At 69.3% G+C, this 23,227-nt stretch carries 25 protein-coding genes and 1 pseudogene; 6 read left to right on the forward strand and 20 right to left on the reverse strand.

Going from position 1 to position 23,227, the window contains the following annotated elements; translation table 11 throughout:
- The 5 genes from FFI97_RS15810 to modB all read right to left on the reverse strand — a co-directional run bounded on the left by FFI97_RS15810 (position 1) and on the right by modB (position 4,964).
- Positions 1-291, reverse strand: coding sequence for a hypothetical protein (locus FFI97_RS15810; RefSeq protein ID WP_139700239.1), 291 nt, complete (start codon positions 289-291; stop codon positions 1-3).
- Positions 288-2,630 (reverse strand): FdhF/YdeP family oxidoreductase, encoded by a 2,343-nt coding sequence (locus FFI97_RS15815; RefSeq protein ID WP_139700237.1) that lies wholly within the window; start codon positions 2,628-2,630, stop codon positions 288-290. Before FFI97_RS15815 ends, FFI97_RS15810 begins: the two co-directional genes overlap by 4 nt.
- Positions 2,631-2,708: 78 nt before the next feature.
- Positions 2,709-3,500, reverse strand: a complete 792-nt coding sequence (locus tag FFI97_RS15820) for an ABC transporter ATP-binding protein (RefSeq protein ID WP_095949325.1) — start codon at positions 3,498-3,500, stop codon at positions 2,709-2,711.
- Positions 3,497-4,246: a molybdate ABC transporter substrate-binding protein gene (modA, locus tag FFI97_RS15825; protein ID WP_139700235.1), complete on the reverse strand. Its 750-nt coding sequence runs from the start codon at positions 4,244-4,246 to the stop codon at positions 3,497-3,499. The genes FFI97_RS15820 and modA overlap by 4 nt, the downstream gene beginning before the upstream one ends.
- Positions 4,247-4,274: 28 nt before the next feature.
- Complete coding sequence (modB, locus tag FFI97_RS15830) at positions 4,275-4,964, reverse strand: molybdate ABC transporter permease subunit (RefSeq protein WP_070061481.1); 690 nt, start codon at positions 4,962-4,964, stop codon at positions 4,275-4,277.
- 115 nt (positions 4,965-5,079) lie between these two features.
- Here modB and FFI97_RS15835 point away from each other — a divergent pair, with 115 nt between their 5' ends.
- Positions 5,080-5,319: a hypothetical protein gene (locus FFI97_RS15835; RefSeq protein WP_062478998.1), complete on the forward strand. Its 240-nt coding sequence runs from the start codon at positions 5,080-5,082 to the stop codon at positions 5,317-5,319.
- Positions 5,316-5,996 (forward strand): nitroreductase family protein, encoded by a 681-nt coding sequence (locus FFI97_RS15840; protein ID WP_139700232.1) that lies wholly within the window; start codon positions 5,316-5,318, stop codon positions 5,994-5,996. Before FFI97_RS15835 ends, FFI97_RS15840 begins: the two co-directional genes overlap by 4 nt.
- Here the strand turns inward: FFI97_RS15840 and tsaA are convergent.
- The 4 genes from tsaA to apbC form a co-directional block, all read right to left on the reverse strand.
- Positions 5,957-6,454: a tRNA (N6-threonylcarbamoyladenosine(37)-N6)-methyltransferase TrmO gene (gene tsaA, locus FFI97_RS15845; protein ID WP_139700231.1), complete on the reverse strand. Its 498-nt coding sequence runs from the start codon at positions 6,452-6,454 to the stop codon at positions 5,957-5,959. The genes FFI97_RS15840 and tsaA overlap by 40 nt on opposite strands.
- The gene (locus FFI97_RS15850) at positions 6,451-6,798 is read right to left on the reverse strand and encodes a winged helix-turn-helix domain-containing protein (protein ID WP_062478989.1); all 348 of its coding nucleotides are present in this window, start codon (positions 6,796-6,798) and stop codon (positions 6,451-6,453) included. The genes tsaA and FFI97_RS15850 overlap by 4 nt, the downstream gene beginning before the upstream one ends.
- Positions 6,799-6,849: 51 nt before the next feature.
- Positions 6,850-7,800 carry a LysR family transcriptional regulator gene (locus FFI97_RS15855; RefSeq protein WP_139700229.1) on the reverse strand — a complete coding sequence of 317 codons (951 nt, stop codon included), beginning with the start codon at positions 7,798-7,800 and terminating at the stop codon, positions 6,850-6,852.
- A gap of 76 nt (positions 7,801-7,876) precedes the next feature.
- On the reverse strand, positions 7,877-8,968 hold the full coding sequence (apbC, locus tag FFI97_RS15860) for an iron-sulfur cluster carrier protein ApbC (RefSeq protein ID WP_062478984.1): 1,092 nt from the start codon (positions 8,966-8,968) through the stop codon (positions 7,877-7,879).
- A gap of 107 nt (positions 8,969-9,075) precedes the next feature.
- Between apbC and FFI97_RS15865 the strand changes: the two genes are divergently transcribed.
- On the forward strand, positions 9,076-10,281 hold the full coding sequence (locus tag FFI97_RS15865) for a patatin-like phospholipase family protein (protein ID WP_139700227.1): 1,206 nt from the start codon (positions 9,076-9,078) through the stop codon (positions 10,279-10,281).
- A 31-nt stretch (positions 10,282-10,312) separates the two neighbouring features.
- Here FFI97_RS15865 and FFI97_RS33960 read toward each other — a convergent pair whose 3' ends face one another.
- The 3 genes and pseudogenes from FFI97_RS33960 to FFI97_RS15875 form a co-directional block, all read right to left on the reverse strand.
- Entirely contained in the window at positions 10,313-11,518 is a 1,206-nt protein-coding gene (locus FFI97_RS33960) for a M20 family metallo-hydrolase (protein ID WP_260685034.1), read from the reverse strand.
- A 66-nt stretch (positions 11,519-11,584) separates the two neighbouring features.
- Positions 11,585-12,757: pseudogene (locus tag FFI97_RS33965) on the reverse strand (diaminopropionate ammonia-lyase); the annotation flags it as partial.
- A gap of 28 nt (positions 12,758-12,785) precedes the next feature.
- Positions 12,786-13,967: a M20 aminoacylase family protein gene (locus FFI97_RS15875; protein WP_139700222.1), complete on the reverse strand. Its 1,182-nt coding sequence runs from the start codon at positions 13,965-13,967 to the stop codon at positions 12,786-12,788.
- Positions 13,968-14,054: 87 nt separating this feature from the next.
- On the opposite strand from FFI97_RS15875, the gene FFI97_RS15880 reads away from it, so the two are divergent.
- Positions 14,055-14,528, forward strand: coding sequence for an Lrp/AsnC family transcriptional regulator (locus tag FFI97_RS15880; protein WP_139700220.1), 474 nt, complete (start codon positions 14,055-14,057; stop codon positions 14,526-14,528).
- Between the two features lie 7 nt (positions 14,529-14,535).
- On the opposite strand, the gene FFI97_RS15885 is transcribed toward FFI97_RS15880, so the two are convergent.
- From FFI97_RS15885 to FFI97_RS15915, 7 genes are all read right to left on the reverse strand, one after another.
- Positions 14,536-14,895 carry a hypothetical protein gene (locus FFI97_RS15885; protein ID WP_139700218.1) on the reverse strand — a complete coding sequence of 120 codons (360 nt, stop codon included), beginning with the start codon at positions 14,893-14,895 and terminating at the stop codon, positions 14,536-14,538.
- A 44-nt stretch (positions 14,896-14,939) separates the two neighbouring features.
- A complete protein-coding gene (locus FFI97_RS15890; protein WP_139700217.1) occupies positions 14,940-15,395 on the reverse strand; it encodes a hypothetical protein in 456 nt (151 codons plus the stop codon).
- 83 nt (positions 15,396-15,478) lie between these two features.
- Positions 15,479-16,171 carry a YceH family protein gene (locus FFI97_RS15895; RefSeq protein WP_139700215.1) on the reverse strand — a complete coding sequence of 231 codons (693 nt, stop codon included), beginning with the start codon at positions 16,169-16,171 and terminating at the stop codon, positions 15,479-15,481.
- Positions 16,172-16,212: 41 nt separating this feature from the next.
- Positions 16,213-16,938, reverse strand: a complete 726-nt coding sequence (locus tag FFI97_RS15900; RefSeq protein ID WP_139700213.1) for a phosphodiester glycosidase family protein — start codon at positions 16,936-16,938, stop codon at positions 16,213-16,215.
- A 23-nt stretch (positions 16,939-16,961) separates the two neighbouring features.
- On the reverse strand, positions 16,962-17,993 hold the full coding sequence (locus FFI97_RS15905) for an isocitrate/isopropylmalate dehydrogenase family protein (RefSeq protein WP_139700212.1): 1,032 nt from the start codon (positions 17,991-17,993) through the stop codon (positions 16,962-16,964).
- 152 nt (positions 17,994-18,145) lie between these two features.
- Complete coding sequence (locus tag FFI97_RS15910; RefSeq protein WP_139700209.1) at positions 18,146-18,817, reverse strand: hypothetical protein; 672 nt, start codon at positions 18,815-18,817, stop codon at positions 18,146-18,148.
- Between the two features lie 65 nt (positions 18,818-18,882).
- The gene (locus FFI97_RS15915) at positions 18,883-19,521 is read right to left on the reverse strand and encodes an LpxA family transferase (protein ID WP_139700206.1); all 639 of its coding nucleotides are present in this window, start codon (positions 19,519-19,521) and stop codon (positions 18,883-18,885) included.
- 90 nt (positions 19,522-19,611) lie between these two features.
- Here FFI97_RS15915 and metG point away from each other — a divergent pair, with 90 nt between their 5' ends.
- Positions 19,612-21,708, forward strand: coding sequence for a methionine--tRNA ligase (metG, locus tag FFI97_RS15920; RefSeq protein ID WP_139700204.1), 2,097 nt, complete (start codon positions 19,612-19,614; stop codon positions 21,706-21,708).
- A gap of 20 nt (positions 21,709-21,728) precedes the next feature.
- Here the strand turns inward: metG and FFI97_RS15925 are convergent, their stop codons facing one another.
- Positions 21,729-22,400, reverse strand: a complete 672-nt coding sequence (locus FFI97_RS15925; RefSeq protein ID WP_062478945.1) for a GntR family transcriptional regulator — start codon at positions 22,398-22,400, stop codon at positions 21,729-21,731.
- A 58-nt stretch (positions 22,401-22,458) separates the two neighbouring features.
- Here FFI97_RS15925 and FFI97_RS15930 point away from each other — a divergent pair, with 58 nt between their 5' ends.
- Positions 22,459-23,214 carry an enoyl-CoA hydratase/isomerase family protein gene (locus FFI97_RS15930; protein ID WP_139700202.1) on the forward strand — a complete coding sequence of 252 codons (756 nt, stop codon included), beginning with the start codon at positions 22,459-22,461 and terminating at the stop codon, positions 23,212-23,214.
- Positions 23,215-23,227: the final 13 nt, after the last annotated feature.

The raw sequence follows: 23,227 nt of genomic DNA on the forward strand, positions 1-23,227 counted from the left end.
TCAGCCGCGGTTTTCGTCAGCCGGCAGGCTGTCGACCACCGCACGTCCGGCGTCGGTGAGGTGCGCGACCCAGCGATCGTCCAGCTGCACCACGCGCACCCAGCCCGGTCCGCGCACGCCGCCGAGCGCGGCATCGCCCATCAGCGTGAGCTGGCGCATGACCACGCTCGCGCCCTGCCCCAGCCGCTTGCCCAGGCGCGGCAGCGACATGCCGCCCTCGCCCGGTGCTTCGGCGAGTGCGCGCAGGATCGCTATGGAGAAAGCGTCGGCGTCGAACCCGGAATCGCTCATGCCGCCACGGCGTCGGCCTCCGCCGCGACCGGCGCCACATGCAGCGACAGCACCACGGGGATCGACTTGGAGGTCGGCGTGCCCGCGTTCTCGGCCACCGACGACAGCGGCACCAGCGGGTTCGTCTCGGGGTAGTAGGCCGCGAGGTTGCCGCGCGGGATGTCGTAGGCGACCAGCTTGAAGCGATCGGCGCGACGCTCCTGCCCGTCGCTCCACACGGTCTGGATGTCGACCCAGTCGCCGTCCTTCATGCCGAGCTGGCGGATGTCGTCGGCGTGGATGAACACCACGCGGCGCTGGCCGAACACACCGCGGTAGCGGTCGTCCATGCCGTAGATGGTGGTGTTGTACTGGTCATGCGAGCGCGTGGTGAGCAGCGTGAACACCAGCGTGTCGCGCTGCGACGCGAAGCGCGCGCGGGCCCGGTGGGCGTGCGTGTCCAGCGGCACGGCGTGCGTGAAGAACACGGCCTTGCGCGACGCGGTGGACCACACGCGCTCGCTCGCCGTGTTGCGCAGGCGGAAGCCGCCGGGGTGCGCCACGCGCGCGTTGAAGTCCTTGAAGTCGTCGAACACGGCTTCGATCTTGTCGCGGATGCGGGCGTAGTCTTCCACCAGCCAGAGCCACGGCGTCCTGCTGCGCGCGCCGATGGTGGCTGCAGCAAGGCGCGCCACGATGGCCGGCTCGGACAGCAGGTGCTCCGACGCGGGCGGGTTAATGCCCACCGAGATGTGCACCATGCTCATCGAGTCCTCGACCGTCACGCCCTGCGGGCCGTTGGCCTGCATGTCGATCTCGGTGCGGCCCAGGCACGGCAGGATGAGCGCCTCGCGCCCGTGGATGATGTGGCTGCGGTTGAGCTTGGTGGTCACATGCACCGTGAGGTCGCACTGCTGCAGCCCCTTCCAGGTCTGGTAGGTGTCGGGCGTGGCCGCCGCGAAGTTGCCGCCCAGCGCGAAGAACACCTTGCCCTTGCCGTCGAGCATGAGCTGGATCGCCTCGACCGTGTCCACGCCGTTCTCGCGCGGCGGCTCGAAGCCGAACACTTGCTGCAGCCGGTCGAGCAGCGCGGCCGGCGGCTTCTCCCAGATGCCCATGGTGCGGTCGCCCTGCACATTGCTGTGGCCGCGCACCGGGCAGGCGCCCGCGCCTTCGCGCCCCATGTGGCCGCACAGCATGAGCCAGTTGCCGATCATTTGGATCGTGGCCACCGAATGCTGGTGCTGCGTGATGCCCATGCCCCAGCAGGCGATGACGCGCTTGGCGCCCAGGTACACGTCGGCCGCCGCGCGGATCTGCGCTTCGCTCAGGCCCGACTCCTGCACCAGCAGCGGCCACGATTCGGCGCGCAGGTCGTCGGCCAGCGCCTCGAAACCCTGGGTGTGCTCGGCGATGAACGCGTGGTCGAGCACCGAAGCTTCGCCGCGCGCCACCGCCGCGTCTTCGCGCTCGATGACGTGCTTCATCATCCCCTTGACGGCCGCGAAGTCGCCGCCCACGCGCAGCTGGAAGTAGTGCGTGCTGATGGGCGTGGAGCCCAGCGTGGCCATCTCCAGCTTGTCCTGCGGATCGGCAAAGCGCTCCAGCCCGCGCTCGCGCAGCGGGTTGAAGCTCACGATGCGTGCGCCGCGCTTCGATGCCGCGCGCAGCTCGCCGAGCATGCGCGGGTGGTTGGTGCCCGGGTTCTGGCCGAAGATGAAGATCGCGTCGGCCTTCTCGAAGTCTTCCAGCGTGACCGTGCCCTTGCCCACGCCCAGCTGCGGTCGCATGCCGCTGCCGCTGGGCTCGTGGCACATGTTCGAGCAGTCGGGAAAATTGTTGGTGCCGTACTCGCGCACGAACAGCTGGTACAGGAAGGCCGCCTCGTTGCTCGCGCGGCCCGAGGTGTAGAAGATGGCCTGGTTCGGGTCGGGCAGCGCGTTCAGGTGCTGCGCAATGCGCGCGAAGGCGTCGTCCCAGTCGATGGGCACGTACTTGTCGCTGGCCGCGTCGTAGGCCATGGGGTGCGTGAGCCGGCCCTGGTCTTCGAGCCAGAAGTCGCTCTGCTGGGCCAGCTCGGCCACCGTGTGCTTGGCGAACAGCTCCGGGCCGGCGCGCCGCGCGGTGGCCTCGGCGGCCACGGCCTTCACGCCGTTCTCGCAGAACTCGAAGGTCGAGGCATGGTTGCGGTCGGGCCAGGCGCAGCCGGGGCAGTCGAACCCGTCGGGCTGGTTGGCCGAGAGCAGCGTCTTCGCGCCCTTGACCGGAATGTCCTGCCGCAGCAGCGCATTGGTCACGCTGCGCAACGCGCCCCAGCCACCGGCGGGGCCCTTGTAAAACTCGATCTTCTGCTCGCTCATGGCGGCAGTGTTGGCCTGCGGGGGCGTGGCGTCAAATTGAATCGGGACATGCGGCGATTCAAAATGGAAATGAAGGGCTCAGGCCTCGCGCGCCCCACCCATCAGCAAACCCCGCAGCTTGCTGCGCAGCGGCGTCTCTTCCACCTCCTGCACACCCGCAATCTCCCGCAGCGCAAAGTCGCGGCTGTCGGCGTTGTGCAGGTCGATCTCGCGCACCACCTGCCCGTCCTTGTAGACAAAGGCCACGTCGGCAAGGGCCAGCACGTCCTCGATGTCGTGCGTGATCATCAACACCGGAATGCCCCATTGCTTGCGCACCTGCGCGAGCTCGTTGCGCAGTTCGGCGCGCAGCATGGGGTTGAGCGCGGCAAAGGGTTCGTCGAGCAGCAGCACCTGCGGTTCGCAGGCCAGCGCGCGCGCCAGGGCCACGCGCTGCTGCTGGCCGCCCGAGAGTTTCTGCGGCCGGCTGTCGGCCAGCGCGGCGAGGCCGAAGCTGGCCAGCAGCGCCTGCACGCGCTCGGCGTCGCGCGCCGGCAGCGTGCGGCGGTGCCACGCGGTGAGCCCGAACGCCACGTTCTCGCGCACCGTGAGGTGCGGGAACAGCGCGTAGTTCTGGAACAGGTAGCCGATGCGGCGCGCCGGCGCGGGCACGTCGATGCGCTGCGCCGCGTCGTACAGCGTGCGGCCGTCGAGCCGCACATGGCCCGCCGACGGATGCAGCAGGCCGGCGATGGCCTGCAGGGTCAGCGACTTGCCGGCCCCCGAGGGGCCGTAGAGCGCGGCGAAGGGAACGTCGGTCTGGAAGCGCACGGCGAGGTCGAAGCGCCGGGCTCCGTCCTTCACCGTGAGCTGCAGATCGACATCGATCATGGCTTGCCGAAACCGTAGCGCGTGAGCACTTCTTGCGCGGCCGGTGTCGCGAGGAAGGCGATGAAATCGCCCGCCAGCGCCTTCTGCTTGCTCTCGGCCACCACGGCGATGGGGTAGGTCACGGGCGTGTGGCCGGTGGGCGTGAAAGCGACCTTGACCTTGTCGCCGGCCACGGCCGCGTCGGTGCGGTACACGAAGCCCGCCTCGACCTCGCCACGGCTCACGTAGTCGAGCACCTGACGCACGCTGTCGGCCTGCACGAACTTGGGTTCGAGCACGGTCCAGAGCTTGGCGTTGTCCAGCACCTGCTTGGTGTAGCGGCCGACCGGCACGGTGGCGGTCTTGCCGACGGCGATCTTCTTCACGCTGGCGCCGCTCAGGTCCTGCAGCGACTTCAGGCCGACGGCGCCCTGCGCAGGCTCGACCAGCACGAGGCTGTTGGTGACGAAGTCCCTGCGGGTGGCGGTGTCGATGAGCTTCTGGTCGTTGCCGCGGTTCATGGTTTCCTGGTCGGCGCTGGCGAACACGTCGACCGGCGCGCCCTGCCCGATCTGCTGCAGCAGCACGCCCGAGGCGGCGAAGTTGAAGCGCACGGTGCTGCCCGCCTTGGCGGCTTCGAACTTGGGACCGATTTCCTTGAACGCGTCGGTCAGGCTCGCGGCGGCGGACACGGTGATCTGCTGCGCGGCGGCCGCAAGCGGCAGGGCCAGGGCAAGCACGACGGACAAAAGACGCAACGGACGCATGGGCACAGTCTCCTGGAAAAAGGGGAAATCAACGAAGCGAAAAGAAGCGGTTAGACACGACCAGCACGGCAATCGACAGCACCGACGTGACGACCACCAGCAGCAGCGCCAGGTCGTCGTGGCCGGCCTGCACGGCGTCGTAGATGGCCATCGACAGGGTCTGGGTCTGCTTGGGAATGGAGCCGGCCACCATCAGCGAGGCGCCGAACTCGCCCATGGCGCGCGCGAACGCGAGCAGCGTGCCGGCCAGGATGCCGGGCCAGGCCAGCGGCAATGTGACGCGCAGGAACACCGAGAACGGCGACTGGCGCAAGGTGCTCGCAGCGGCTTCGAGTGAGCGGTCGACGTTCGAGAACGCGGCGCTGGCCGACTTGAGCACCAGCGGCAACGCCACCACGGCCGACGCCACCACGGCGCCGTGCCAGCTGAAGATGATGGTGTAGTCGAAGTGCTCGCGCAGCCAGGCGCCCAGCGGGCTGCGGCGCCCCGCCGCCACCAGGATGGCGTAGCCGATCACCGTGGGCGGCAGCACCAGCGGCAGCATGAACACGGCCTCGAGCACGCCCGAGCCGGTGAACTGCTTGCGTGCGAACACCCAGCCCAGCGCCACGCCCGCGACCAGCGCCAGCAAGGTCGCGACCGCCGCGACCTGCAGCGACAGGACCAGCGGCGACCAGTCGGTGGTGGCGATGAGCGAAGAAGTGGTCGTCGTGTTCATTGAGATACGGCGTAATTGTTACATGAGCGGCCTTCTGGTTCCCACGGGGATGCACGGATGCGCCGGTCTTCATATACTGGCGGATACAGCGTTGGAGACTTTGTCCATCCGCCCCATGCGCCTTTCCCCTCATGACACCGTTGTCCGCTCGACCTCCGGCAGGCCCGAGCTTCGCCATGTGACGCAGGTGCACGAATGGCGCATCGAGCGCACGCTGGACGCCGGCGGCTTCGTGCTGTCGATCATCGCGCCGGGCGGCGAGAGCCAGTCGTTCCTGGTGGCGCCGGGCGACGCGCAGGACATCGGCGAGGTGCTGCGCCGCAGCGCCGCGTGGACCGACCGGCGCGGGCCATGACGGCCATGTGGCGCCACATGACGGGTGCGGAACGCATCCTCGAAGTCCTGCTGACGCGGCGCTCGGTCTCACCGCGGCGGCTGCAATCGCCCGGCCCGAACCCCGACGAACTCGACGCCATCCTTCAGGCCGGCCTGCGCGCGCCCGACCACGGCGGGCTGCATCCGTGGCGCGTGATCGAGTTCCGCCCGCAGAACCGCGAGGCGCTGGCCTGGTGCTTCGAACAGGAAAAGCTGCGCCGCGATCCGCTCGCCAGCCCGACCGACCTGCGACGCGCCCGCGAGCACGCCACGCGCCCGCCGCTGTTGCTGGGCTTCGTGGTGTCGCCGCGCGAGCGCAGCAAGATCCCCGCGCGCGAGCAGTGGCTGGGCGCCGGCGCGGCGCTGGGCAACCTGCTGGCCGCCGCGCACCAGCTGGGCTACGGCGCCATCGTGCTCAGCGGCGAGCGCTGCTTCGACGAGACGCTGGTGCGCCAGGTCGGCGTGCAGCCGGGCGAGTACCTGGCGGGTTTCATCAGCATGGGCACGATCCGCGAGGCGCCGCCGCAGGCGCGCGAGACGCTGTCGCAGGACGTGTGGTCGTGCTGGCAGGGCGACCTGCTGCCAGGCGCGGCCGGCGATGCGTCAGGCGACGGCGATCAGTCCATCAGGCCGTCGGAGCGCGTGCGCGGCAGCTGATCGAGCCGCGCGCCGAACCAGCCCACGCGCTCGGTCTCGCGCACGTCGAAGCGCGGCACGTAGGGCTTGATGTCGAGCACGGGCGTGCCGTCGATCATGTCGTTGCCGCTGAAATGCAGCGTCGTGCCTTCCACCGCCGTGAGCCGCACGATCGACAGGCCCAGCCGGTTGGGCCGCGCGGGCGCGCGCGTGGCGAACACGCCGTGCGTGGCGTCGTCGAGAAAGGGCACCACCTCGAGCCGTTCGTGCGCGCAGCGGTGCAGGTGCGTCACGAGGATCAGGTAGTCGAAGCCTTCGATGTCGCGCAGCCCCGGCGCGAACTCGGCGAACACCTCCAGGCGCCCCACTTCGTCGGGCGCGCCGGCCGTCTGGATGGGCATGCCCGAGGTCTCGGTGAAGCGGCTGCGCACGATGCCGACCGGGCGGCAGACGACAGGGTCGATGTCGGCGGCGTTCATGGCGCCAGCAGCCGCGTGAGCGCGCGAACGTCCGCCGCCGTCGCGAGGCGCGCGGCGTTCTCGATGGCGCGGTAGCGCTTCACGATGTCCTCGCCCACGGGCGTGAGCGCCGTGCCGCCGCCGCGCGAGCCGCCGGCGGCCGTGTTCACTGCGGGTGAGGCCAGCGTCTGGTTCATCTCGTCGATCAGCATCCACGCGCGGCGGTACGACATGCCGAGCAGGCGGGCCGCCGCCGAGATCGAGCCGGTCTCGGCCACGGCTTCGAGCACGGCGATCTTGCCGGGGCCGATGGCGATGGTGTCGTCCCGGTAGATGCGCAGGCGGAACTGGGCTTTGGATTTCATGATGGCGCGAAGGGTAAACCATCCAGGTGCCGTCGGCACCCGTGCGCTGGGCTACGCGGCGTCGAGCGCGCCGCTGTGCTGGCGCGCCTGCGCCTGCCATTCGGGCGTCTGCAAGAAGGCCAGCGCCGCATCGAGCGCCCGCGCGGGCCGCACGCCCTCCTGCGTCATGAAGCCGATGGGCGTGCGAACCTCGGGCGCCACCAGCGGCAGCGCCTCCAGTTCGCGGTGGCTGCGCACGGCCGCCACCATGGCGCCGGGCAGCACGCTGCTGACGGTGCCCGCGCTCACGGCCAGCGCGAGCGTGAGCACCGAGTTGGTTTCGATGGCGGGTGCCACCGCGGCCACGCCGGCCTCGCGCAGGGCCTGGTCGATGATGGCGCGGTTGTGCATGTCGGGCGTGAGCAGGCACAGCGGCAGCTTGCCGGCCTCGGCCCAGGCGATGGGGCGGCCGATGCGCAGCCGGTCGGCCGAGGGCTTCTTGGCGCGCCGCAGCAAAAAGTAATGCTCGATGCTCTGCGGCCAGGCCTTGAGCTTGACGCCCGGCAGGTGCATGCGCTCGGTGTAGCCCAGGGCGAGGTCGACCGAGAGGTTTTCCAGGCCCGTTTCCAGCTCCTGCGAGCTCATGGAGAGCACGGCCGGCACGATGCCCGGATGGCGCTGCTGCAGCATGGCGGCAAAGCGCGACAGCATCGGGATCGCGGTGGGCACGGCGGCCATGCGCAGGCGCCCGCGCGGGTCGCCGGCCTCGCTACGCAATTCCTGCAGCAGCACCTCGTTGTCGCGCAGCATGCGCTGCGCCGTGGCCAGCACGCGCTCACCTTCGTGCGTGAGGCCCACGTACACGCGGGAGCGCTTGACGATGACGACGCCGAACTCGCCTTCCAGCGCGCGCAGCGCGTTGGACAAGGCCGGCTGCGTGATGTGGCAGGCCTGCGCGGCGCGGCCGAAATGCTTGTGCTCGCTGAGTGCGACGAGGTAGCGCATCGAGGCGAGCAGGTTCATTGCGTGCGTCCTTTTTCTTCTTGCGGGCTCTCGTCCGGGGCGCCTGCGCTGGCCCTCACCCTGCCCCGCCTCGGCCTCAGGTGTTCTTGCTGATCGAGATCGTCGGGAACTTCGCGGAAAAGTCCTTCGCCTTCTCCGCGATCCCCACCGCCACGCTGCGCGCCACGGCCTTGTAGAGCCCGGCCACCTCGCCGTCGGGGTCGGACACCACCGTGGGCGCCCCGCTGTCCGCCTGCAGGCGGATGTTGATGTCCAGCGGCAGCGCGCCCAGGTAGGCCATCTGGTACTCGGCCGCCATCTTCTTGCCGCCGTCGGCGCCGAAGATGTGCTCGGCATGGCCGCAGTTGGAGCAGATGTGCACCGCCATGTTCTCCACGATGCCCAGGATCGGCACGCCGACCTTCTCGAACATCTGGATGCCCTTGCGCGCGTCTAGCAGCGCGATGTCCTGCGGCGTGGTGACGATCACCGCACCGGTCATCGGCACGCGCTGGCTCAGCGTGAGCTGGATGTCGCCGGTGCCCGGCGGCATGTCGACGATCAGGTAGTCCAGGTCTTTCCAGTTGGTCTGGCGCAGCAGCTGCTCGAGCGCCTGCGTGGCCATGGGGCCGCGCCAGATCATGGCCTGGTCGGCGTCGACCAGGAAGCCGATCGACATCACCTGCACGCCATGGCGCTCCTTGGGCTCCATGTTCTTGCCGTCGATGCTCTCGGGGCGTCCGTCCAGGCCCATCATCATGGGCTGGCTCGGGCCGTAGATGTCGGCGTCGAGCAGGCCCACGCTGGCGCCCTCGGCGGCCAGCGCCAGCGCCAGGTTGGCGGCCGTGGTGCTCTTGCCCACGCCGCCCTTGCCCGAGGCCACGGCCACGATGTTGCGCACGTTGGGCATCAGCTGCACGCCGCGCTGCACCGCATGGCTGATGACCTTGGTGACGATGTTGACCGACACGTTCTCCACGCCCGGCACGGCCTTGGCCGCGGCCACCAGCGACTTGCGGATGGCCGCGTGCTGGCTCTTGGCGGGGTAGCCGAGTTCGAGGTCGAACGAGACATCGCCCTCGGCGATCTGCAGGTTTTTGAGCGAGCGGGTCGCTGCGAATTCTTTGCCGGTGTTAGGGTCCGTGACGCTCTTGAGTGCGTCCATGAGCCCGTCGGGGGTGAGTGCCATTGATCAAACTCCTGAATGGCGGGTAGTCTATTCCGCCCGCCAAGCCCGTACCGGGACGCGCTCATTTCCCGTCCGAAAAACGCCGAAGAAGAAAAGACACCGACGCAATGCCCGAGACAAGCCCCGCCACCGGCCTGCTGCTGACAGGCGGCGGCGCCCGCGCCGCCTACCAGGTCGGCGTGCTCGAAGCCATCGCCGAGATCCGGCGCGACGCCGTAGCGGCCGGTGCGGCCATCGGCGGCGGCAACCCGTTCCAGATCATCACCGGCACCTCGGCCGGCGCCATCAACGCCGCAGCACTGGCCTGCGGCGCCGACGACTTCGACCGCGTGGTCGCGCACATCGCGCAGGTCTGGGGTGAGTTCCGCGCCGAGCAGATCTACCGCGCCGACTCGCTCTCGGTGCTTGGCAGCGGCGCGCGCTGGCGCATGCTGCTCGGCCTGGGGCGCTTCGCGGCCAACTGGATGCGCATCAAGCCGAAGTCGCTGCTCGACAACTCCCCGCTGGCCGGCCTGCTGCAACGCCTGGTGCCGCTGGACCGCCTGCCGCAGCTCATGCAGCAGGGCCACGTGCAGGCGCTGGCGGTCACGGCGTCGAGCTACAGCTCGGGCGAGCACGTGACCTTCTTCGAGGCGGCCGTGCCAATGGAGCCCTGGGTGCGCTCGCAGCGCCTGTCGGTGCGCGACCGCATCACGCACGCGCACCTGATGGCCTCGTCGGCCATTCCCTTCGTGTTCCCGGCCACCGCGCTGCCCATGCCGCCGGGCCACACCGAGTACTTCGGCGACGGCTCGATGCGCCAGTCGGCGCCCATCGCGGCGGCGATCCACCTGGGTGCGCAGCGCATCGTGGTGATCGGCGCGGGCCGCATGCACGAGCCGCGCGACGAGGACGCACCCAACACCCACAGCGGCTACCCGACCATGGCGCAGATCGCCGGCCATGCGCTGTCGAGCATCTTTCTGGATGCGCTGGCGGTGGACATCGAACGTCTGCGCCGCATCAATCACACGCTGGGCCTGATCCCCGAGGAGGCTCGCGCCGCCAGCGCGCTGCGCCCGCTCGACCTGCTGGTGATCTCGCCGTCGGAGCGCATCGACATGATCGCGGCGCGCCACGTCGACGCGCTGCCGGGCGCCGTGCGGCACCTGCTGGGCGGCTCGAAGGTCGCGGCCGACGTGAAGGGCGGCGCGCTCGCCAGCTACCTGCTGTTCGAGTCGGCCTACACGCGCGAACTCATGGCACTCGGGCGTGCGGACGCGATGCGCCAGCGCGACGAGGTGCTGCGGTTCTTCGGGTGGGTGCCGACGTGAACGCGCAAGCGGTCGGCTGAGCCCCCGCCGCTCAGTTCGCCTCGTCCAACAGCCCCAGCACCACGTCCAGCAGCACGTTCGCGCCCTGCGCCAGGTCGGCGCTCGCCGTGTGCTCCTTCGGGTTGTGGCTGATGCCGCGCACGCTCGGCACGAAGACCATCGCGGCGGGCGCGATGCGCGCCATCATTTGTGCGTCGTGGCCCGCGCCCGAGGTCATGCGGCGGTGGCTTAGGCCGCGGGCGTGCGCGCTGGCCTCGACGAGGCGCACCAGCCGTTCATCGAACTGCACCGGCTCGAAGCGCGCCAGCGTGCGGGCTTCGATGGTCACGCCTTCGGTTGTTTCGAGCTGCCGCAGATAGTCCGCCAACTCGCCTTCAGCGTCCTTCAGCGTCGCCTCGTCGGTGTGGCGCAGGTCGACCGTGAGCGTGGCGCGCGCCGCGATCACGTTGATGAGATTCGGGTGCAGGTCGATCGCGCCGACGGTCGCGACCTGGCTGCCGCCGTAGCGGCGCGCCAGCTCGCGCACGAACACCGCGATGGCGGCGGCGCAGTAGCCGGCGTCGTGGCGCAGGTGCATGGGCGTCGTGCCCGCATGGTTCGACTGGCCGGTGACGACGATCTCCTGCCATGAGATGCCCTGCAGGTCGGCCACCGCGCCGATGGTGACGCCTTCGGCCTCCAGCACCGGGCCCTGCTCGATGTGCAGTTCGACGAACGCATGCGGCACCAGCGCGCCGCAGACCATGTCGCCCGCATAGCCGATGCGCGCGAGTTCGTCGCCCAGCCGCGCGCCGTCGGTGGCGACGGTGTCAAGCGCCGCCTCGAGCGCCAGGCCGCCCGCGTGCACGAGCGAGCCCATCATGTCGGGCATGAAGCGCACGCCCTCCTCGTTGGTGAACGCGGCGACCACGAAGGGGCGCAGCGTCTGGCGCTGGCGTTCGTTGAGCCAGCGCACCACCTCCAGGCCGGCCAGCACGCCGTAGTTGCCGTCGTAGCGCCCGCCCGTGGCGACGGTGTCGATGTGGGAGCCGGTCATCACGGGCTTCGCATCGGGCAGTTGGCCGGGGCGGATGCCGAAGATGTTGCCGATGCGGTCGATGCGCACGGTGAGGCCCAGGTCGCGCATCCATCGCACGAGCCGGTCGCGGCCCGCGCGGTCGGCGTCGGTGAGCGCGATGCGGCAGACGCCGCCTTGCGCGGTCGCGCCGATGGCGGCGTGCGCGTCGATGCGCGCCATCAGTGCGGCTTCGGCGATGCCTTCGCGCTGCAGCCATTGCGCCTGCGCCGCCACGACTTCTTCGCCTGTGCGACCGGTCAGCGCGCGGTACACGCCGGGCGCGGTCGCGCCTTCGGTGCTGAACAGCAGCACGCGCGAGCTGGCGTCGAGGCCGGCGGCACGCGCCAGTTCGGGGTCGGCCGCGAGCACCTGCAGCGCGGCCAGGCCGGCCGCGCCGGATTCGCCGACCAGCACGGGCACGTCGCCCGCTTCGCCGGTGGCGAAGGTGCGCATGGCGTGCTCGGCGTCGGCATCGGTGACGGTCATGAAGAGGTCGACCGAGGGTTGCAGGAAACGCCACGCGAGCGGCGAGGTCTCGCCGCAGGCCAGCCCCGCCATCACCGAATCGACGCTGCCGGTGGCGCGGTCGGGCCGGCCGCTGCGCGCGCTCTGCTGCAGGCAGTCGGCCTGTTCGGGCTCGACGACGATCAGCGTCGGCCGCGCCGCGCCGTAGCGCTCCCAGACATGGCTCGCCACGCCGGCCGCGAGCCCGCCGACGCCGCCCTGCACGATGACGTGGGTGAAGGGGCACGGTGCGCCGGGCGCGGTGTTCTCGAGCAGCTCGTCGACGAGGATGCCGTAGCCCTGCATCACGTCGCGCGGAATCTCTTCGTAGCCTTCGTAGGAGGTGTCGGAGACCACCTGCCAGCCGTTCACCCGGGCCAGGCGCGCGGCTTCCTCGACCGAGGCGTCGTAGTTGCCGGCGATGCGCACGATCTCGGCGCCGAGCGCGGCGATGGGCGCCTCGCGCTCTTCGCTGACCTGCGCGTGCAGCACGATCACGCAGCGGCAGCCCATGCTCTGCGCGGCTGCAGCCAATGCGCGGCCGTGGTTGCCGTCGGTCGCGCTGATGACGACGAAGTCGCGCAGCGCCTCGGCGTGCCGGCCCGCGAACAGGTCGGCCGGTGTCCAGCCTCGCTCGGGCCAGCGGCGCAGCACGAGCCGCAGCAAGGCCACGGGCGCACCGAGCACTTTGAAGCTGCCGAGCGCGGAGCGGCGCGATTCGTCCTTCACGACCACCTGCGCGACGCCCAGCTGCGCGGCGAGCCGGGGCAGCGGCCACGCCGGCGTCGGCTGCGGCGAGAGCCGGTCCCAGGTGGACAGCCACTGGCGGCTCTCGCGACCGCGTGCGATGTTCATGACGGCCTGCAGGGCCGCGTCGTAGCCGCGCCGTTGCGCGTGAGGATTGGCGAAGAGCATGGGAAGAAAACCGGAAAGGAAGAATGGATCAGGCGGCGGTGCGCACGGGAAGCCGCTGGCGCACGATCTGCGCGAAGTAACGCGCGCCCGTGGTCAGCACCGCATCATTGAAGTCGTAGCGGCCGTTGTGCAGCGGCGTGCCGCCGGGCTCGCCCTCGGCGCCGTTGCCCAGGAAGACGAAGGCGCCCGGCACGGCGCGCAGGAAGGCGCCGAAGTCCTCCGAGATCATCATCGGCGCGACGTTCGCATCGACCTTCCCGGCGCCCACCACGGCCGTCGCGGCGGCCACCGCGGTCGGCACGCATTCGGCCCAGTTCACGGTGGGCGCGAACTCGTGCGTGTAGCTGAACGTGCACTCCGCGCCGTGCAGGCGGCAGATGCCTTCGCTGATCTCGCGCATGCGCGCCTCGAGCATGCGCTGCACGGCCGGGTCGTAGCTGCGCGTGTCGCCCTTGATGACCACGTTCGACGGAATCGCGTTGCGGATGCCGTCGGTGATGAACTCGGTGCACGACACCACGGCCTGCGCGCCGGGGTCGAGCGTGCGCGACACGATGGTCTGCAGCGCCAGCACGATCTGCGCGCCGATCACGATCGGGTCGATGCCCATGTGCGGCCGCGCGGCGTGCGTGCCCCGGCCGTGGATGTGGATGACGAAGTTGTCTTCGCTCGCCATCAGGCCGCCCGCGCGCGTGGCGAAGGTGCCGGCGGGCAGGCCGGGCATGTTGTGCAGGCCGTAAATCTCGTCGATCGGAAAGCGCTCGAACAGGCCGTCGTCCATCATGGCCCGGGCGCCGCGGCCGTGTTCTTCGGCGGGCTGGAAGATGAAGCGCACGGTGCCGTCGAAATCGCGCCGCTCGCGCAGCAGCTGCGCGGCGCCGAGCACCATCGCCATGTGGCCGTCGTGGCCGCAGGCGTGCATGCGCCCGGGCGTGCCGGAGGCGTAGGGCCGCTCGGTCGCCAGCTCGGTGATGGCCAGCGCGTCCATCTCGGCGCGCAGGCCGATCACGCCCGGCCCGCCGCCCACCGTGAGGCTGGCGACCAGCCCGGTGCCGCCGATGCCCGTGTGCACCTCGAGCCCCAGCGCCCGCAGCGCGCTGGCAATGAAGGCCGAGGTCTTCGCCTCCTCGAAGCCTGTCTCGGGCATCGCATGCAGCTGGTGCCGCCAGCCGGCCAGCTGGTCGCGCAGGGGTTCGTCTGGAAACTTCATGGCGAGATGCTATTGACAACGCAGCGGGACAGGTGCGCAAAATGAGCCGCTGCCACGCAACGTTTTTGCGTGAAGCCTTTTCTTTTCATGACCCCCCTCGACGCCCTCGACCTGCACCTGCTCGAACTGATCCAGGCCGACAGCCGCCTCTCGCAGGGAGAACTGGGCGAGCGCATCCACCTGTCGACGGCGGCGGTGAACCGCCGGCTCAAGCGCCTGCGCGACGAGGGCGTGATCCAGCGCCACGGCGCCGTGCTGTCGCCCGCCGCGCTCGGGCACCCGCTCACCATCGTGGTCGAGGTCGAGGCCGAGAGCGAGCAGATCGAACGGCTCGACGCCATGAAGCAGAGCTTTCGCGACTGCCCGCAGGTGCAGCAGTGCTACTACGTGACGGGCGAATGGGACTTCATCCTCGTGTGCGTGGTGCGCGACATGGCGCAGTACACCGCGCTCACCCGCCAGCTGTTTTTCCAGAGCAACAACGTCAAGCGCTTTCGCACGCTGGTGACGATGGACCCGGTGAAGGTGAGCCTGGATGTGCCGGTGTCGGCGAAGGCCTGAGCGCGGGTCAGGAACCCAGGCCGAACAGCGCCAGCAGTCCCGCGACGAGCCAGCCAGCCTTCTTGGCGGCGTCGGCACTTTCCTTCGAGATGGGCCACAGCTTGGCGCGGCGCCAAGCACGGAAGTTGTTGGCCACCGCCAGGCCCACGCCGACCAGCAGCAGCGGCGGCATGTTCCATGCGGCAGTGCCGATGCCCGACAGCACGATGATCAGCAAGCCCGCCGTCCAGATGCCGTTCGATGTGCTGGCCAGCACATGCGAGAGCTTGCCGCAGCGCCCGCACGCCGCCGGCGAACCGCGGCTGGACAGGCGCTTGGCCATGGCGGCGATGCCCGGCTGGCGGCAATGGGGACAGGCGTAGGTCATGCGGCTCCCGCAAACAACGTGGAAGCCGACGATAGCCGATGGGCTCAGCGCGCCGACAACATCGACCGCAGCATCAGCAGCACCGCGCCGACGATCGGCGCCAGCGCCAGCAGTCGACCGGGTTCGAAGGCCAGCCCGGCGACCGCGCCGAGCAGGCAGCCAACCTTGATCCACGTCGGCACCGCGCCCCAGCCGCGCCGATGGGTCACGGCGAGCGCAACCAGCGCGACCCAGCCGAGCGCGCCGCCAAGAACCGACAGTGTCCAGCTCAGCAGGTAGAACGCCGAGTCGGCGTCGCGGAACGCGAGGGCCGCGCCCAGGCCGCGCCAGGTGTGCCACCAGCCGTCGAACAGCAGGAAGCCGGTGGCCGAGGCGGCCCACCAGAAGAAGGCGTAGAGGCTGGCCACGCCGGCCAGGGCCGCCAGCCCGCCCAGCAGGCGGCGGGTGATGTCGTCGAAGGGCGCGGGGTCGCGCCAGGTGGCCGTTTGTCCGTGGTCCATGGTCGGAGCTCCATTGGTTCGCAATGGGTCCGACGGTAGGCAGCGAATGTGCGGGCTGGATGAAGCCTGTGTGAAGCGCGGTATCAGGCTGTCGGCGAGTCGGGCGCAATGCCCAGTTCCGCGCACACGCGCCCCAGCAGCGCCTTCAGCGACGCCACCTCGGTCTCGAGCCGCGCCACGTTGGCCTTGAGCGCCGCGACTTCGCCGAGCGAATCGCCGTGCGTGGCGAAGGCGCCGTCGCCCGAGGCGCCCGGCCCCGCCACCTCTTCCGCGGGCGGCCCGCTCAGCAGGTGCGCCCAGCGGCTTTCGCGCGCGCCCGGCAGGCGCGCCAGCTTCACCACCAGCGCGCCGGCCGGGCGTTCGGCGAGTTCGTTGAGGAAGCCCTCGACCGATGAGATGTCGGCGAAGTTGTGCATGCGGTCGCAGGCGATGCGCAGCTCGCCGGCCGTTTGCGGGCCGCGCAGCATCAGCACGGTGAGCAGGATCACCGACTGCGACGGAATGCGCAGCACGCGGTCGATGTTGTGCTCATAGCGGAAGGCGCGCCCGCCGCTGGTCTCAGCCACGAGGCTATAGCCCTTCAGGCTGTCGATGGCGGCCTGCACCTGCGACTCGCTGAGTTCGAGCACCGGGTTGCGGCTCGTCTTCTGGTTGCAGCCCGACACCAGCGAGTTGAGCGTGAGCGGGTAGCTGTCGGGCACGGTGCGCTGCTTTTCGGCCAGCACGCCGAGCACACGGGTTTCAAGGAGGGACAGGACGGGCAGCGGTGTGGACATGGCTCTGGGAGAAAGGGCAGAAGTGAAAAGGCAGCCGGGCCTCAGGGCGCCACCACGGCGAGCATCGGCCCGAGGTCGCGCACGAAGTCGTTGCGCTGCAGTGTCTTCGAATAGATCGCCGACACGGTGCCGTCGAGGTACAACGCGTCGCGGCAATGCAGGACGTCGCGCAAGTACAGCGCGAAGTCGTAGAAATTCACCGGCGTCTCGGAAAGGACGAAGACCGCGGTGGTGCCCGACACGCACACGCCGTTGCGGGTCTTGCGCGAATCCGAATTCGGAATGAGCGCCGGGTGCACCGCGCCGTGGCGCAGCAGCAGCGGGCCCGACTGGGTCGCCAGCTGCACACCGCCCTTCGCGGCGATCGCCGGGTATTCCGACGCCTCGACGATGCGCGGCCCCTCGGCCGTCACCAGGAACACACCGTTGGGCTTGCGAAAGAAATTGCCGACACCGTCGGCCAGATTCAAAGGCGCTTCCTCGCGGCCTTCGCGCACCAGCAGGCCGACCGGCGCAAAGTCGGCGTGGTACATGCCGGCGTTCACCGCGAACAGCAGCTGCTTGTGGCGCGCCTTCAGCCAGGCCTCGAGCCGGTCGAAGCGCTTGAAGGCAGCGCCGGTGTCGTCGTTCAGGAACAGCGCGAGCCGTTCGGTGCGAAGGTCGACCTTGACGACGGTGTAGCGTGGCGGCGCGTCCACGGCGCCGGCGGCGGACCATGCCAGGCCGGCGAGCAGGAAGACCAGCGCAGGCAGCAGCAATTTTTTCATGCGACCTGCACTGTCTGCTTTTCTCAACCGCCGTTGATGCGCGCGACCAGCGCCTTCGTGAAGGCCGCCGTGCCGGCGCTGCCGCCGAGGTCGCCGGTGCGCACGTTGTCCAGGTTGAGCGTCTGGTCGATGGCGATGCGCAGGCGCGTGGCCAGTTCGGGCCGCTTGACGTGGTCGAGCATGAGCGCGGCCGCCAGCAGCAGCGCGGTCGGGTTGGCGATGCCCTTGCCGGCGATGTCGGGCGCCGAGCCGTGCACGGCCTCGAAGATCGCGGCGTTGGTGCCGATGTTGGCGCCGGGCGCCATGCCCAGGCCGCCGACCAGGCCGGCCACGAGGTCCGAGAGGATGTCGCCGAACAGGTTGGTGGTCACCAGCATGTCGAACTGCCAGGGGTTGAGCACCAGCTTCATCGCGCAGGCGTCGATGATCACGGTGTCGAGCTCGAACTGGCCCTTGTACTTCTCTTCGTACAGGTCGAGGCCGGTCTCCAGGAAGATGCCGGTGAGCGCCTTCATGATGTTGGCCTTGTGCACCAGCGTGACCTTCTTGCGGCCAGTGGCCACGGCGGTGTCGAACGCGTATTCGAGGATGCGGCGGCTGCCCTTGCGGGTGTTGACGCCGGTGGCCATGGCCACGGCGTGCGGGTCGCCGTCGATGGGCACGTAGTGCTCGTGGCCGATGTACAGGCCCTCGAGGTTCTCGCGCACCACGGTCAGGTCGATGTTGTCGTAGCGCCCGCCCGGGATGATGGTGCGTGCGGGGCGCAGGTTGGCGTACAGCTGGAACTCCTCGCGCAGGCGCACGTTCGACGAGCGGTAGCCGCCGCCCGAGGGGGTTTCCAGCGGGCCCTTGAGCGCCAGGCGGGTGCTGCGGATGCTGTCCAGCGTGGCCTTGGGCAGCGGGTCGCCCGAAGCCTTGACGCCGCCGAGGCCGGCGATCTGGGTGTCCCACACGAAAGGCGCCTTCAGCGCGTCGAGCGCCGCCAGGGTCGCGTCGACGATCTCGGGGCCGATGCCGTCGCCGGGGATGAGGGTTGCGGGGATGGAAGTGGTCATGGGTTGAGCGCTCAGGTCGGTTGGCGAAAAGGCTGGCGGGCATCATCCCACGGCGTGCTTGCGCGACGGACCCAAGACCGTATGCCCCCAAGGACGTATGGGACGAGCGAGAAGTGGAGGCCGATTTTTCAGCCGACCTTCCCGCCCCCGCCTCAACGCTCTTCCAGGCCGTCGAGTTCGTAGCTGAAGAACACGTCCCCCTTGGCGGTCTTCACCTGCATCTTGATGACACCGTACTCCGGTGCATACCAGGAGTCGACCGAGTTGTCCTTGCCGCGGGAGCGCACGTGGCAGACGTTTTCGAAAGTGCGGGCTTTGTAGTTCGGCTTCAGCTCCAGGCTCTCGAAGCCCACGAAAACATGGTCCGCCTGGTATTTCTTGCCGAAGGCGAAGGACTCATTGCCTGCGCTCGTGGTCTTCACACCCTTGCCTGCCAGCTTGAAGGCGGCGCCCGGCTTGACGTCGGCCGGCACCTCGGGAAACGGGGTTGCAAAGACTTCCTTGATGGCCACCTCGTTGGCGTTTCCGCCGAGCGCCGCGATGCCATACTGCTCGGAGCCCAGCCGCTGGCGGCCGGTTTCGTCGAAGAAACTGACCGTCTTGACGCCGCCATCGATGCTGACCACGCCCATGGCGGCCTTGCCCGCGAACTGGGTCTTGATGATCTGGACCCTCGAGCGGTCGCTCAGCCGGTAGGCCACACCGGGCTTGAGCTTGAAGCAATCGGCAAAAGACGGGGCGGCAGCGGTGGCGCTGGTCGTTGCCGCCACTGCGATGGCAGCGCCCAGAATTGCCTTGAAAGCAGATGACTTGGTGTTGTGCATGAATCCTCTCCCTGTTGTTTGAGCGGGGATGATGCCATGCACTTCTTGCCGGTTTTTCCGGCGCATCACAGGCCATCGAGCAACTCCTGATCGAGCAGCGAGGCGCGCGCCACAACACGGCCGGGGCGCAGCAGTGCACCAGGCGCAACGACCGCATTGGCGCCGATGCGCGCGCCATCGCCGACGAGCGCGCCGAACTTCTCGCAGCCCGTGGGCTGCAGCGTGCCGCCTTCCCCGCTTCGCACGCGGATGTTCTTGTCGGCGCGCTCGTTGCGGTGATTGCACACGATGCTGCCCGCCTCCATGTTCACGCCGGCGCCGACGATGGAATCGCCGACGAAGTTGAAATGCGCCAGCGCCGAGCCCGCGAACACGAAGGACGATTTCAGCTCGGTGCCCGGCCCGATCGTGCAGCGCGCATCGAACCAGTTGCCGCCGCGCAGGTAGGCGCCCGCGGCCACGAAACAGCCCGCGCCCAGGATCAACGGCCCCTTGAGCACCGCGCCGGGCTCGACCACGGCGTCGCGGTGAACGGCCACCTCGCCGTCGATGGCATACGCGTGCGCCGGCAGCGCCGCGAGCAACCGGCGCACGATCTCGGGCGCGCGCGGCGGCAGTTCCCAGGGCAGGAGCGCGCCCCAGGGCGCCAGGGGAGAAGCGGCGAATCCCGCAACGTAGGCGGACAGGTCGATGGCATGCGTCATGGGGTCGATGCTGCCACCGAACGCACGGGCGGACGCCGCCACCTAAAATGCCCGGTTCCGTCCGTACCACTCCCGAAAGCGCCCTCCCCGATGTCCGCCCCGCGCAAGCTCTTCGTCACCACCGCCCTGCCGTATGCCAACGGCAAGTTCCACATCGGCCACATGATGGAATACATCCAGGCCGACATCTGGGTGCGGAACCAGCGAATGAATGGCGCCGACGTCAACTTCGTGTGCGCCGACGACGCGCACGGCGCGGCCATCACCATCGCGGCCGACAAGGCCGGCGTGACGCCGCAGGCCTTCGTGGCCGAGATCGCCGCGGGCCGCAAGCCCTACCTCGATGGCTACCACATCGCCTTCGACAACTGGCACTCGACCGACGCCCCCGAGAACCACCAGCTGGCGCAGGACATCTACCGCGACCTGCGCGCCAACGGCCTCATCGAGACCAAGAGCGTCGAGCAGTTCTACGACCCGGCCAAGGGCATGTTCCTGGCCGACCGCTTCATCAAGGGCGAGTGCCCCAACTGCCACTCGAAGGACCAGTACGGCGACAACTGCGAGGTGTGCGGCGCCGTGTACGCGCCCACCGAACTGATCAACCCGTACTCGGCGCTGTCGGGCGCCAAGCCCGAGCTGCGCAGCTCGGAGCACTTCTTCTTCAAGCTGTCGGACCCGCGCTGCGAGGCCTACCTGAAGGAATGGACCGCCGCCCCCGGCCACGTGCAGCCCGAGGTGCAGAACAAGATCCGCGAGTGGCTCTACAAGGACGACGAAGGCAAGGGTGGCCTGGGTGACTGGGACATCAGCCGCGACGCGCCCTACTTCGGCATCGAGATCCCCGATGCGCCGGGCAAGTACTTCTACGTGTGGCTGGACGCGCCCGTGGGCTACCTGGCGTCGCTCAAGAACCTGCTGGACAAGCGCTGCATCGAGCTGGGCGGCGACGGCATCTCGTACACCGAGTACATGGCCGACCCCGAGCTGGAGCAGGTGCACTTCATCGGCAAGGACATCATCACCTTCCACACGCTGTTCTGGCCCGCGATGCTGCACTTCAGCGGCCGCAAGGCGCCCAACGCCGTGTACGTGCACGGCCACCTGACGGTGAGCGGCGAGAAGATGAGCAAGAGCCGCGGCACCGGCATCGATCCGCTGAAGTACCTGTCGATCGGCCTGGACCCCGAATGGCTGCGCTACTACATCGCCGCCAAGCTCAACGGCCGCAACGAGGACATCGACTTCAACCCCGACGACTTCGTGGCGCGCGTGAACAGCGACCTCGTGGGCAAGTACATCAACATCGCCAGCCGCGCGGCCGGCTTCATCGGCAAGCGCTTCGGCGGCCAGCTGGGTGCAGTGTCGGCCGACGGCGAAACGCTGCTGTCCACGCTGCGCGCCGCGGCCACGCAGGTGCAGTCGCTGTACGACGGCCGCGACTACGCCCGCGCGCTGCGCGAGGTGATGGCGCTGGCCGACAAGGTGAACGAGTACGTCGACCAGAACAAGCCCTGGGAACTGGCCAAGAAGGAAGGCGCCGAGGCGCGCCTGCACGACGTGTGCACGGTGTGCATCGAGGCCTTCCGCCTGCTCACGCTGTACCTGAAGCCCGTGCTGCCGGCGCTGGCCGTGAACGTCGAGGCCTTCCTGAAGATCGCCCCACTCACCTGGGCCGACGCCGCGCAGACCCTGCCGGCCGGCCACGCCATCGGCGACTACAAGCACCTGATGCAGCGCGCCGACCCCAAGCAGGTCGACAAGCTGTTCGACGTGCCCGAAGCCGCGGCTGCCGCACCCGTCGCCACCGAAGCGCAGGAGCTGCCCGGCGGCGAAGCCATCGCGCCGACCATCACCATCGACGACTTCGCGAAGATCGACCTGCGCATCGCGAAGATCGTGGCCTGCGAGAAGGTCGAGGGCTCGACCAAGCTGCTGCGCCTGACGCTCGACGCGGGCGAGGGCAAGACGCGCAACGTGTTCAGCGGCATCGCCTCGGCCTACCAGCCCGAGCAGCTCGTGGGCAAGCTCACCGTGCTGGTCGCCAACCTCGCACCACGCAAGATGAAGTTCGGCGTCAGCGAAGGCATGGTGCTGGCCGCGAGCCACGGCGACGAAAAGGCCCACCCGGGCATCCACGTGCTCGAGCCCTGGGCCGGCGCGACGCCGGGCATGCGCGTGCGCTGACCCGACGACGCAAAGAAGAACTAGCCGAACTTGTTGTTCAACACGAGGTCGGCAAACACCTTGCCGCCCACCGAGATGTGGTCGCGCATCGCCTCCGCGGCGTTGTCCGCATGGCCTTTGAGAATCCACTCGACCACCCGTTCGTGCTCCCGCTGTGAAGCGGCGAGCCGGCCGGGCTTCTCGAACATCCGCCCACGGTAGGCCGAGATGCGCAGCCGCACGGTCTGCGCCTGCTCCACGATGAAGGGGTTGCCGCTGGCGCGGTAGATCACGTCGTGCAGCGCGGCGTTGGCCTGCTGGTAGGCCTCGGCGTCGTCCGCCTGCGCCTGCGCGGCGGTGCCGGCCAGGGCGCGCAGCAGCTCCTCGCGCAACGCCGGGCCGATGCGCAGCGCGGCCAGCCGCGCCAGCACGCCTTCGAGCTCGCCGAGCGCTTCCATCATCGCCACCAGTTCGTTCGCCCGCAGCTGGCGCACGTAGATGCCGGTGCGCGGAACGATGTCGACCAGCCCGCGCGCACTGAGCAGCAGCAGCGCCTCGCGCACCGGCGTGCGCGAGGTGTTGAAGCTCAGGGCCAGGGCCTTTTCGTCGATGGCCATGCCGGGCGACAGCACGCCGCCCAGGATGTCTTGTTCGAGCCGGGCGCGGATGCGGTCCTGCAGGCTGTGGGTGTCGAGGGTTTTCGCGGGTTGCATGGCGATCTGGATATTAGCTAACCTTACAGATATATTAATTCATCTGTTTGGTACATCAATGTCTCCCACCCTCGCGATCGACGGCCACGTGGCCTATCTGACGCTGCACCGTCCCCAGGCCGCCAACAAGCTCACGCCGGACGATCTTCCCGTGCTGATCCAGCATGTGGACACAGTGAACCGCACGCCCGAGGTGCTGGTGCTGGTCCTGCGCGCCGAGGGCAAGTACTTCTGCAGCGGGTTTGATATATCAGAGGTGGCCGCCCAGAGCCAGACCGAGGGCCGCAGCTTCGGCGAGATGGTCGATGTGTTCGAAAACTGCCGCGCCGTCACCATCGCGGCGGTGCACGGCGGCGTCTACGGCGGCGCGACCGACCTCGTGCTGGCCTGCGATTTCCGCGTGGGCGCCCGCAGCGCCGAGATGTTCATGCCGGCCGCCCGGCTCGGCCTGCACTACTACCAGAGCGGCATGGAGCGCTACGTGTCGCGGCTGGGGCTGGACACGGCCAAGCGCCTCTTCCTCACCGCCGAGAAGCTCGACGGCGCCGCCATGCGCGACTGCGGCTTTCTCACGCAGCTGGTCGACGACGCCGCCGCGCTCGACGCCGAAGTGCAGCGCCTGCGCACCGTGCTCGCGGGCATGGCGCCGCTGGCACTGCTGGGCATGAAGAAGCACCTGAACCAGATCGCGCGCGGCACCGCCGACGCGGCCGCGATCTCGCGCGAGGTGCAGCGCACCGTCGCCTCCGAAGACCTCGCCGAGGGCGGCCGGGCCTGGCGCGAGAAGCGCACGCCGGTGTTCCAGGGCCGCTGAGCGCGCCCGCCCC

Source organism: Variovorax sp. KBS0712, from assembly GCF_006323185.2.
Taxonomy (GTDB): Bacteria; Pseudomonadota; Gammaproteobacteria; order Burkholderiales; family Burkholderiaceae_C; genus Variovorax; species Variovorax boronicumulans.

What these genes read in the sequence shown, in the direction of transcription:
- FFI97_RS15895 (WP_139700215.1), bottom strand. Translation starts at nt 16,171, where the DNA reads ATGTCCACACCGCTGCCCGTCCTGTCCCTCCTTGAAACCCGTGTGCTC.
- FFI97_RS15885 (WP_139700218.1), bottom strand. Translation starts at nt 14,895, where the DNA reads ATGACCTACGCCTGTCCCCATTGCCGCCAGCCGGGCATCGCCGCCATG.
- FFI97_RS15840 (WP_139700232.1), top strand. Translation starts at nt 5,316, where the DNA reads ATGACGGCCATGTGGCGCCACATGACGGGTGCGGAACGCATCCTCGAA.
- FFI97_RS15910 (WP_139700209.1), bottom strand. Translation starts at nt 18,817, where the DNA reads ATGCACAACACCAAGTCATCTGCTTTCAAGGCAATTCTGGGCGCTGCC.
- FFI97_RS15930 (WP_139700202.1), top strand. Translation starts at nt 22,459, where the DNA reads ATGTCTCCCACCCTCGCGATCGACGGCCACGTGGCCTATCTGACGCTG.
- FFI97_RS33960 (WP_260685034.1), bottom strand. Translation starts at nt 11,518, where the DNA reads ATGGCGCGCATCGACGCGCACGCCGCCATCGGCGCGACCGCGCAAGGC.
- FFI97_RS15875 (WP_139700222.1), bottom strand. Translation starts at nt 13,967, where the DNA reads ATGAAGTTTCCAGACGAACCCCTGCGCGACCAGCTGGCCGGCTGGCGG.
- FFI97_RS15865 (WP_139700227.1), top strand. Translation starts at nt 9,076, where the DNA reads ATGCCCGAGACAAGCCCCGCCACCGGCCTGCTGCTGACAGGCGGCGGC.
- metG (WP_139700204.1), top strand. Translation starts at nt 19,612, where the DNA reads ATGTCCGCCCCGCGCAAGCTCTTCGTCACCACCGCCCTGCCGTATGCC.
- modA (WP_139700235.1), bottom strand. Translation starts at nt 4,246, where the DNA reads ATGCGTCCGTTGCGTCTTTTGTCCGTCGTGCTTGCCCTGGCCCTGCCG.
- FFI97_RS15855 (WP_139700229.1), bottom strand. Translation starts at nt 7,800, where the DNA reads ATGAACCTGCTCGCCTCGATGCGCTACCTCGTCGCACTCAGCGAGCAC.
- FFI97_RS15815 (WP_139700237.1), bottom strand. Translation starts at nt 2,630, where the DNA reads ATGAGCGAGCAGAAGATCGAGTTTTACAAGGGCCCCGCCGGTGGCTGG.
- apbC (WP_062478984.1), bottom strand. Translation starts at nt 8,968, where the DNA reads ATGGCACTCACCCCCGACGGGCTCATGGACGCACTCAAGAGCGTCACG.
- modB (WP_070061481.1), bottom strand. Translation starts at nt 4,964, where the DNA reads ATGAACACGACGACCACTTCTTCGCTCATCGCCACCACCGACTGGTCG.
- FFI97_RS15890 (WP_139700217.1), bottom strand. Translation starts at nt 15,395, where the DNA reads ATGGACCACGGACAAACGGCCACCTGGCGCGACCCCGCGCCCTTCGAC.
- FFI97_RS15925 (WP_062478945.1), bottom strand. Translation starts at nt 22,400, where the DNA reads ATGCAACCCGCGAAAACCCTCGACACCCACAGCCTGCAGGACCGCATC.
- FFI97_RS15820 (WP_095949325.1), bottom strand. Translation starts at nt 3,500, where the DNA reads ATGATCGATGTCGATCTGCAGCTCACGGTGAAGGACGGAGCCCGGCGC.
- FFI97_RS15880 (WP_139700220.1), top strand. Translation starts at nt 14,055, where the DNA reads ATGACCCCCCTCGACGCCCTCGACCTGCACCTGCTCGAACTGATCCAG.
- FFI97_RS15905 (WP_139700212.1), bottom strand. Translation starts at nt 17,993, where the DNA reads ATGACCACTTCCATCCCCGCAACCCTCATCCCCGGCGACGGCATCGGC.
- tsaA (WP_139700231.1), bottom strand. Translation starts at nt 6,454, where the DNA reads ATGAACGCCGCCGACATCGACCCTGTCGTCTGCCGCCCGGTCGGCATC.
- FFI97_RS15850 (WP_062478989.1), bottom strand. Translation starts at nt 6,798, where the DNA reads ATGAAATCCAAAGCCCAGTTCCGCCTGCGCATCTACCGGGACGACACC.
- FFI97_RS15900 (WP_139700213.1), bottom strand. Translation starts at nt 16,938, where the DNA reads ATGAAAAAATTGCTGCTGCCTGCGCTGGTCTTCCTGCTCGCCGGCCTG.
- FFI97_RS15915 (WP_139700206.1), bottom strand. Translation starts at nt 19,521, where the DNA reads ATGACGCATGCCATCGACCTGTCCGCCTACGTTGCGGGATTCGCCGCT.
- FFI97_RS15835 (WP_062478998.1), top strand. Translation starts at nt 5,080, where the DNA reads ATGCGCCTTTCCCCTCATGACACCGTTGTCCGCTCGACCTCCGGCAGG.
- FFI97_RS15810 (WP_139700239.1), bottom strand. Translation starts at nt 291, where the DNA reads ATGAGCGATTCCGGGTTCGACGCCGACGCTTTCTCCATAGCGATCCTG.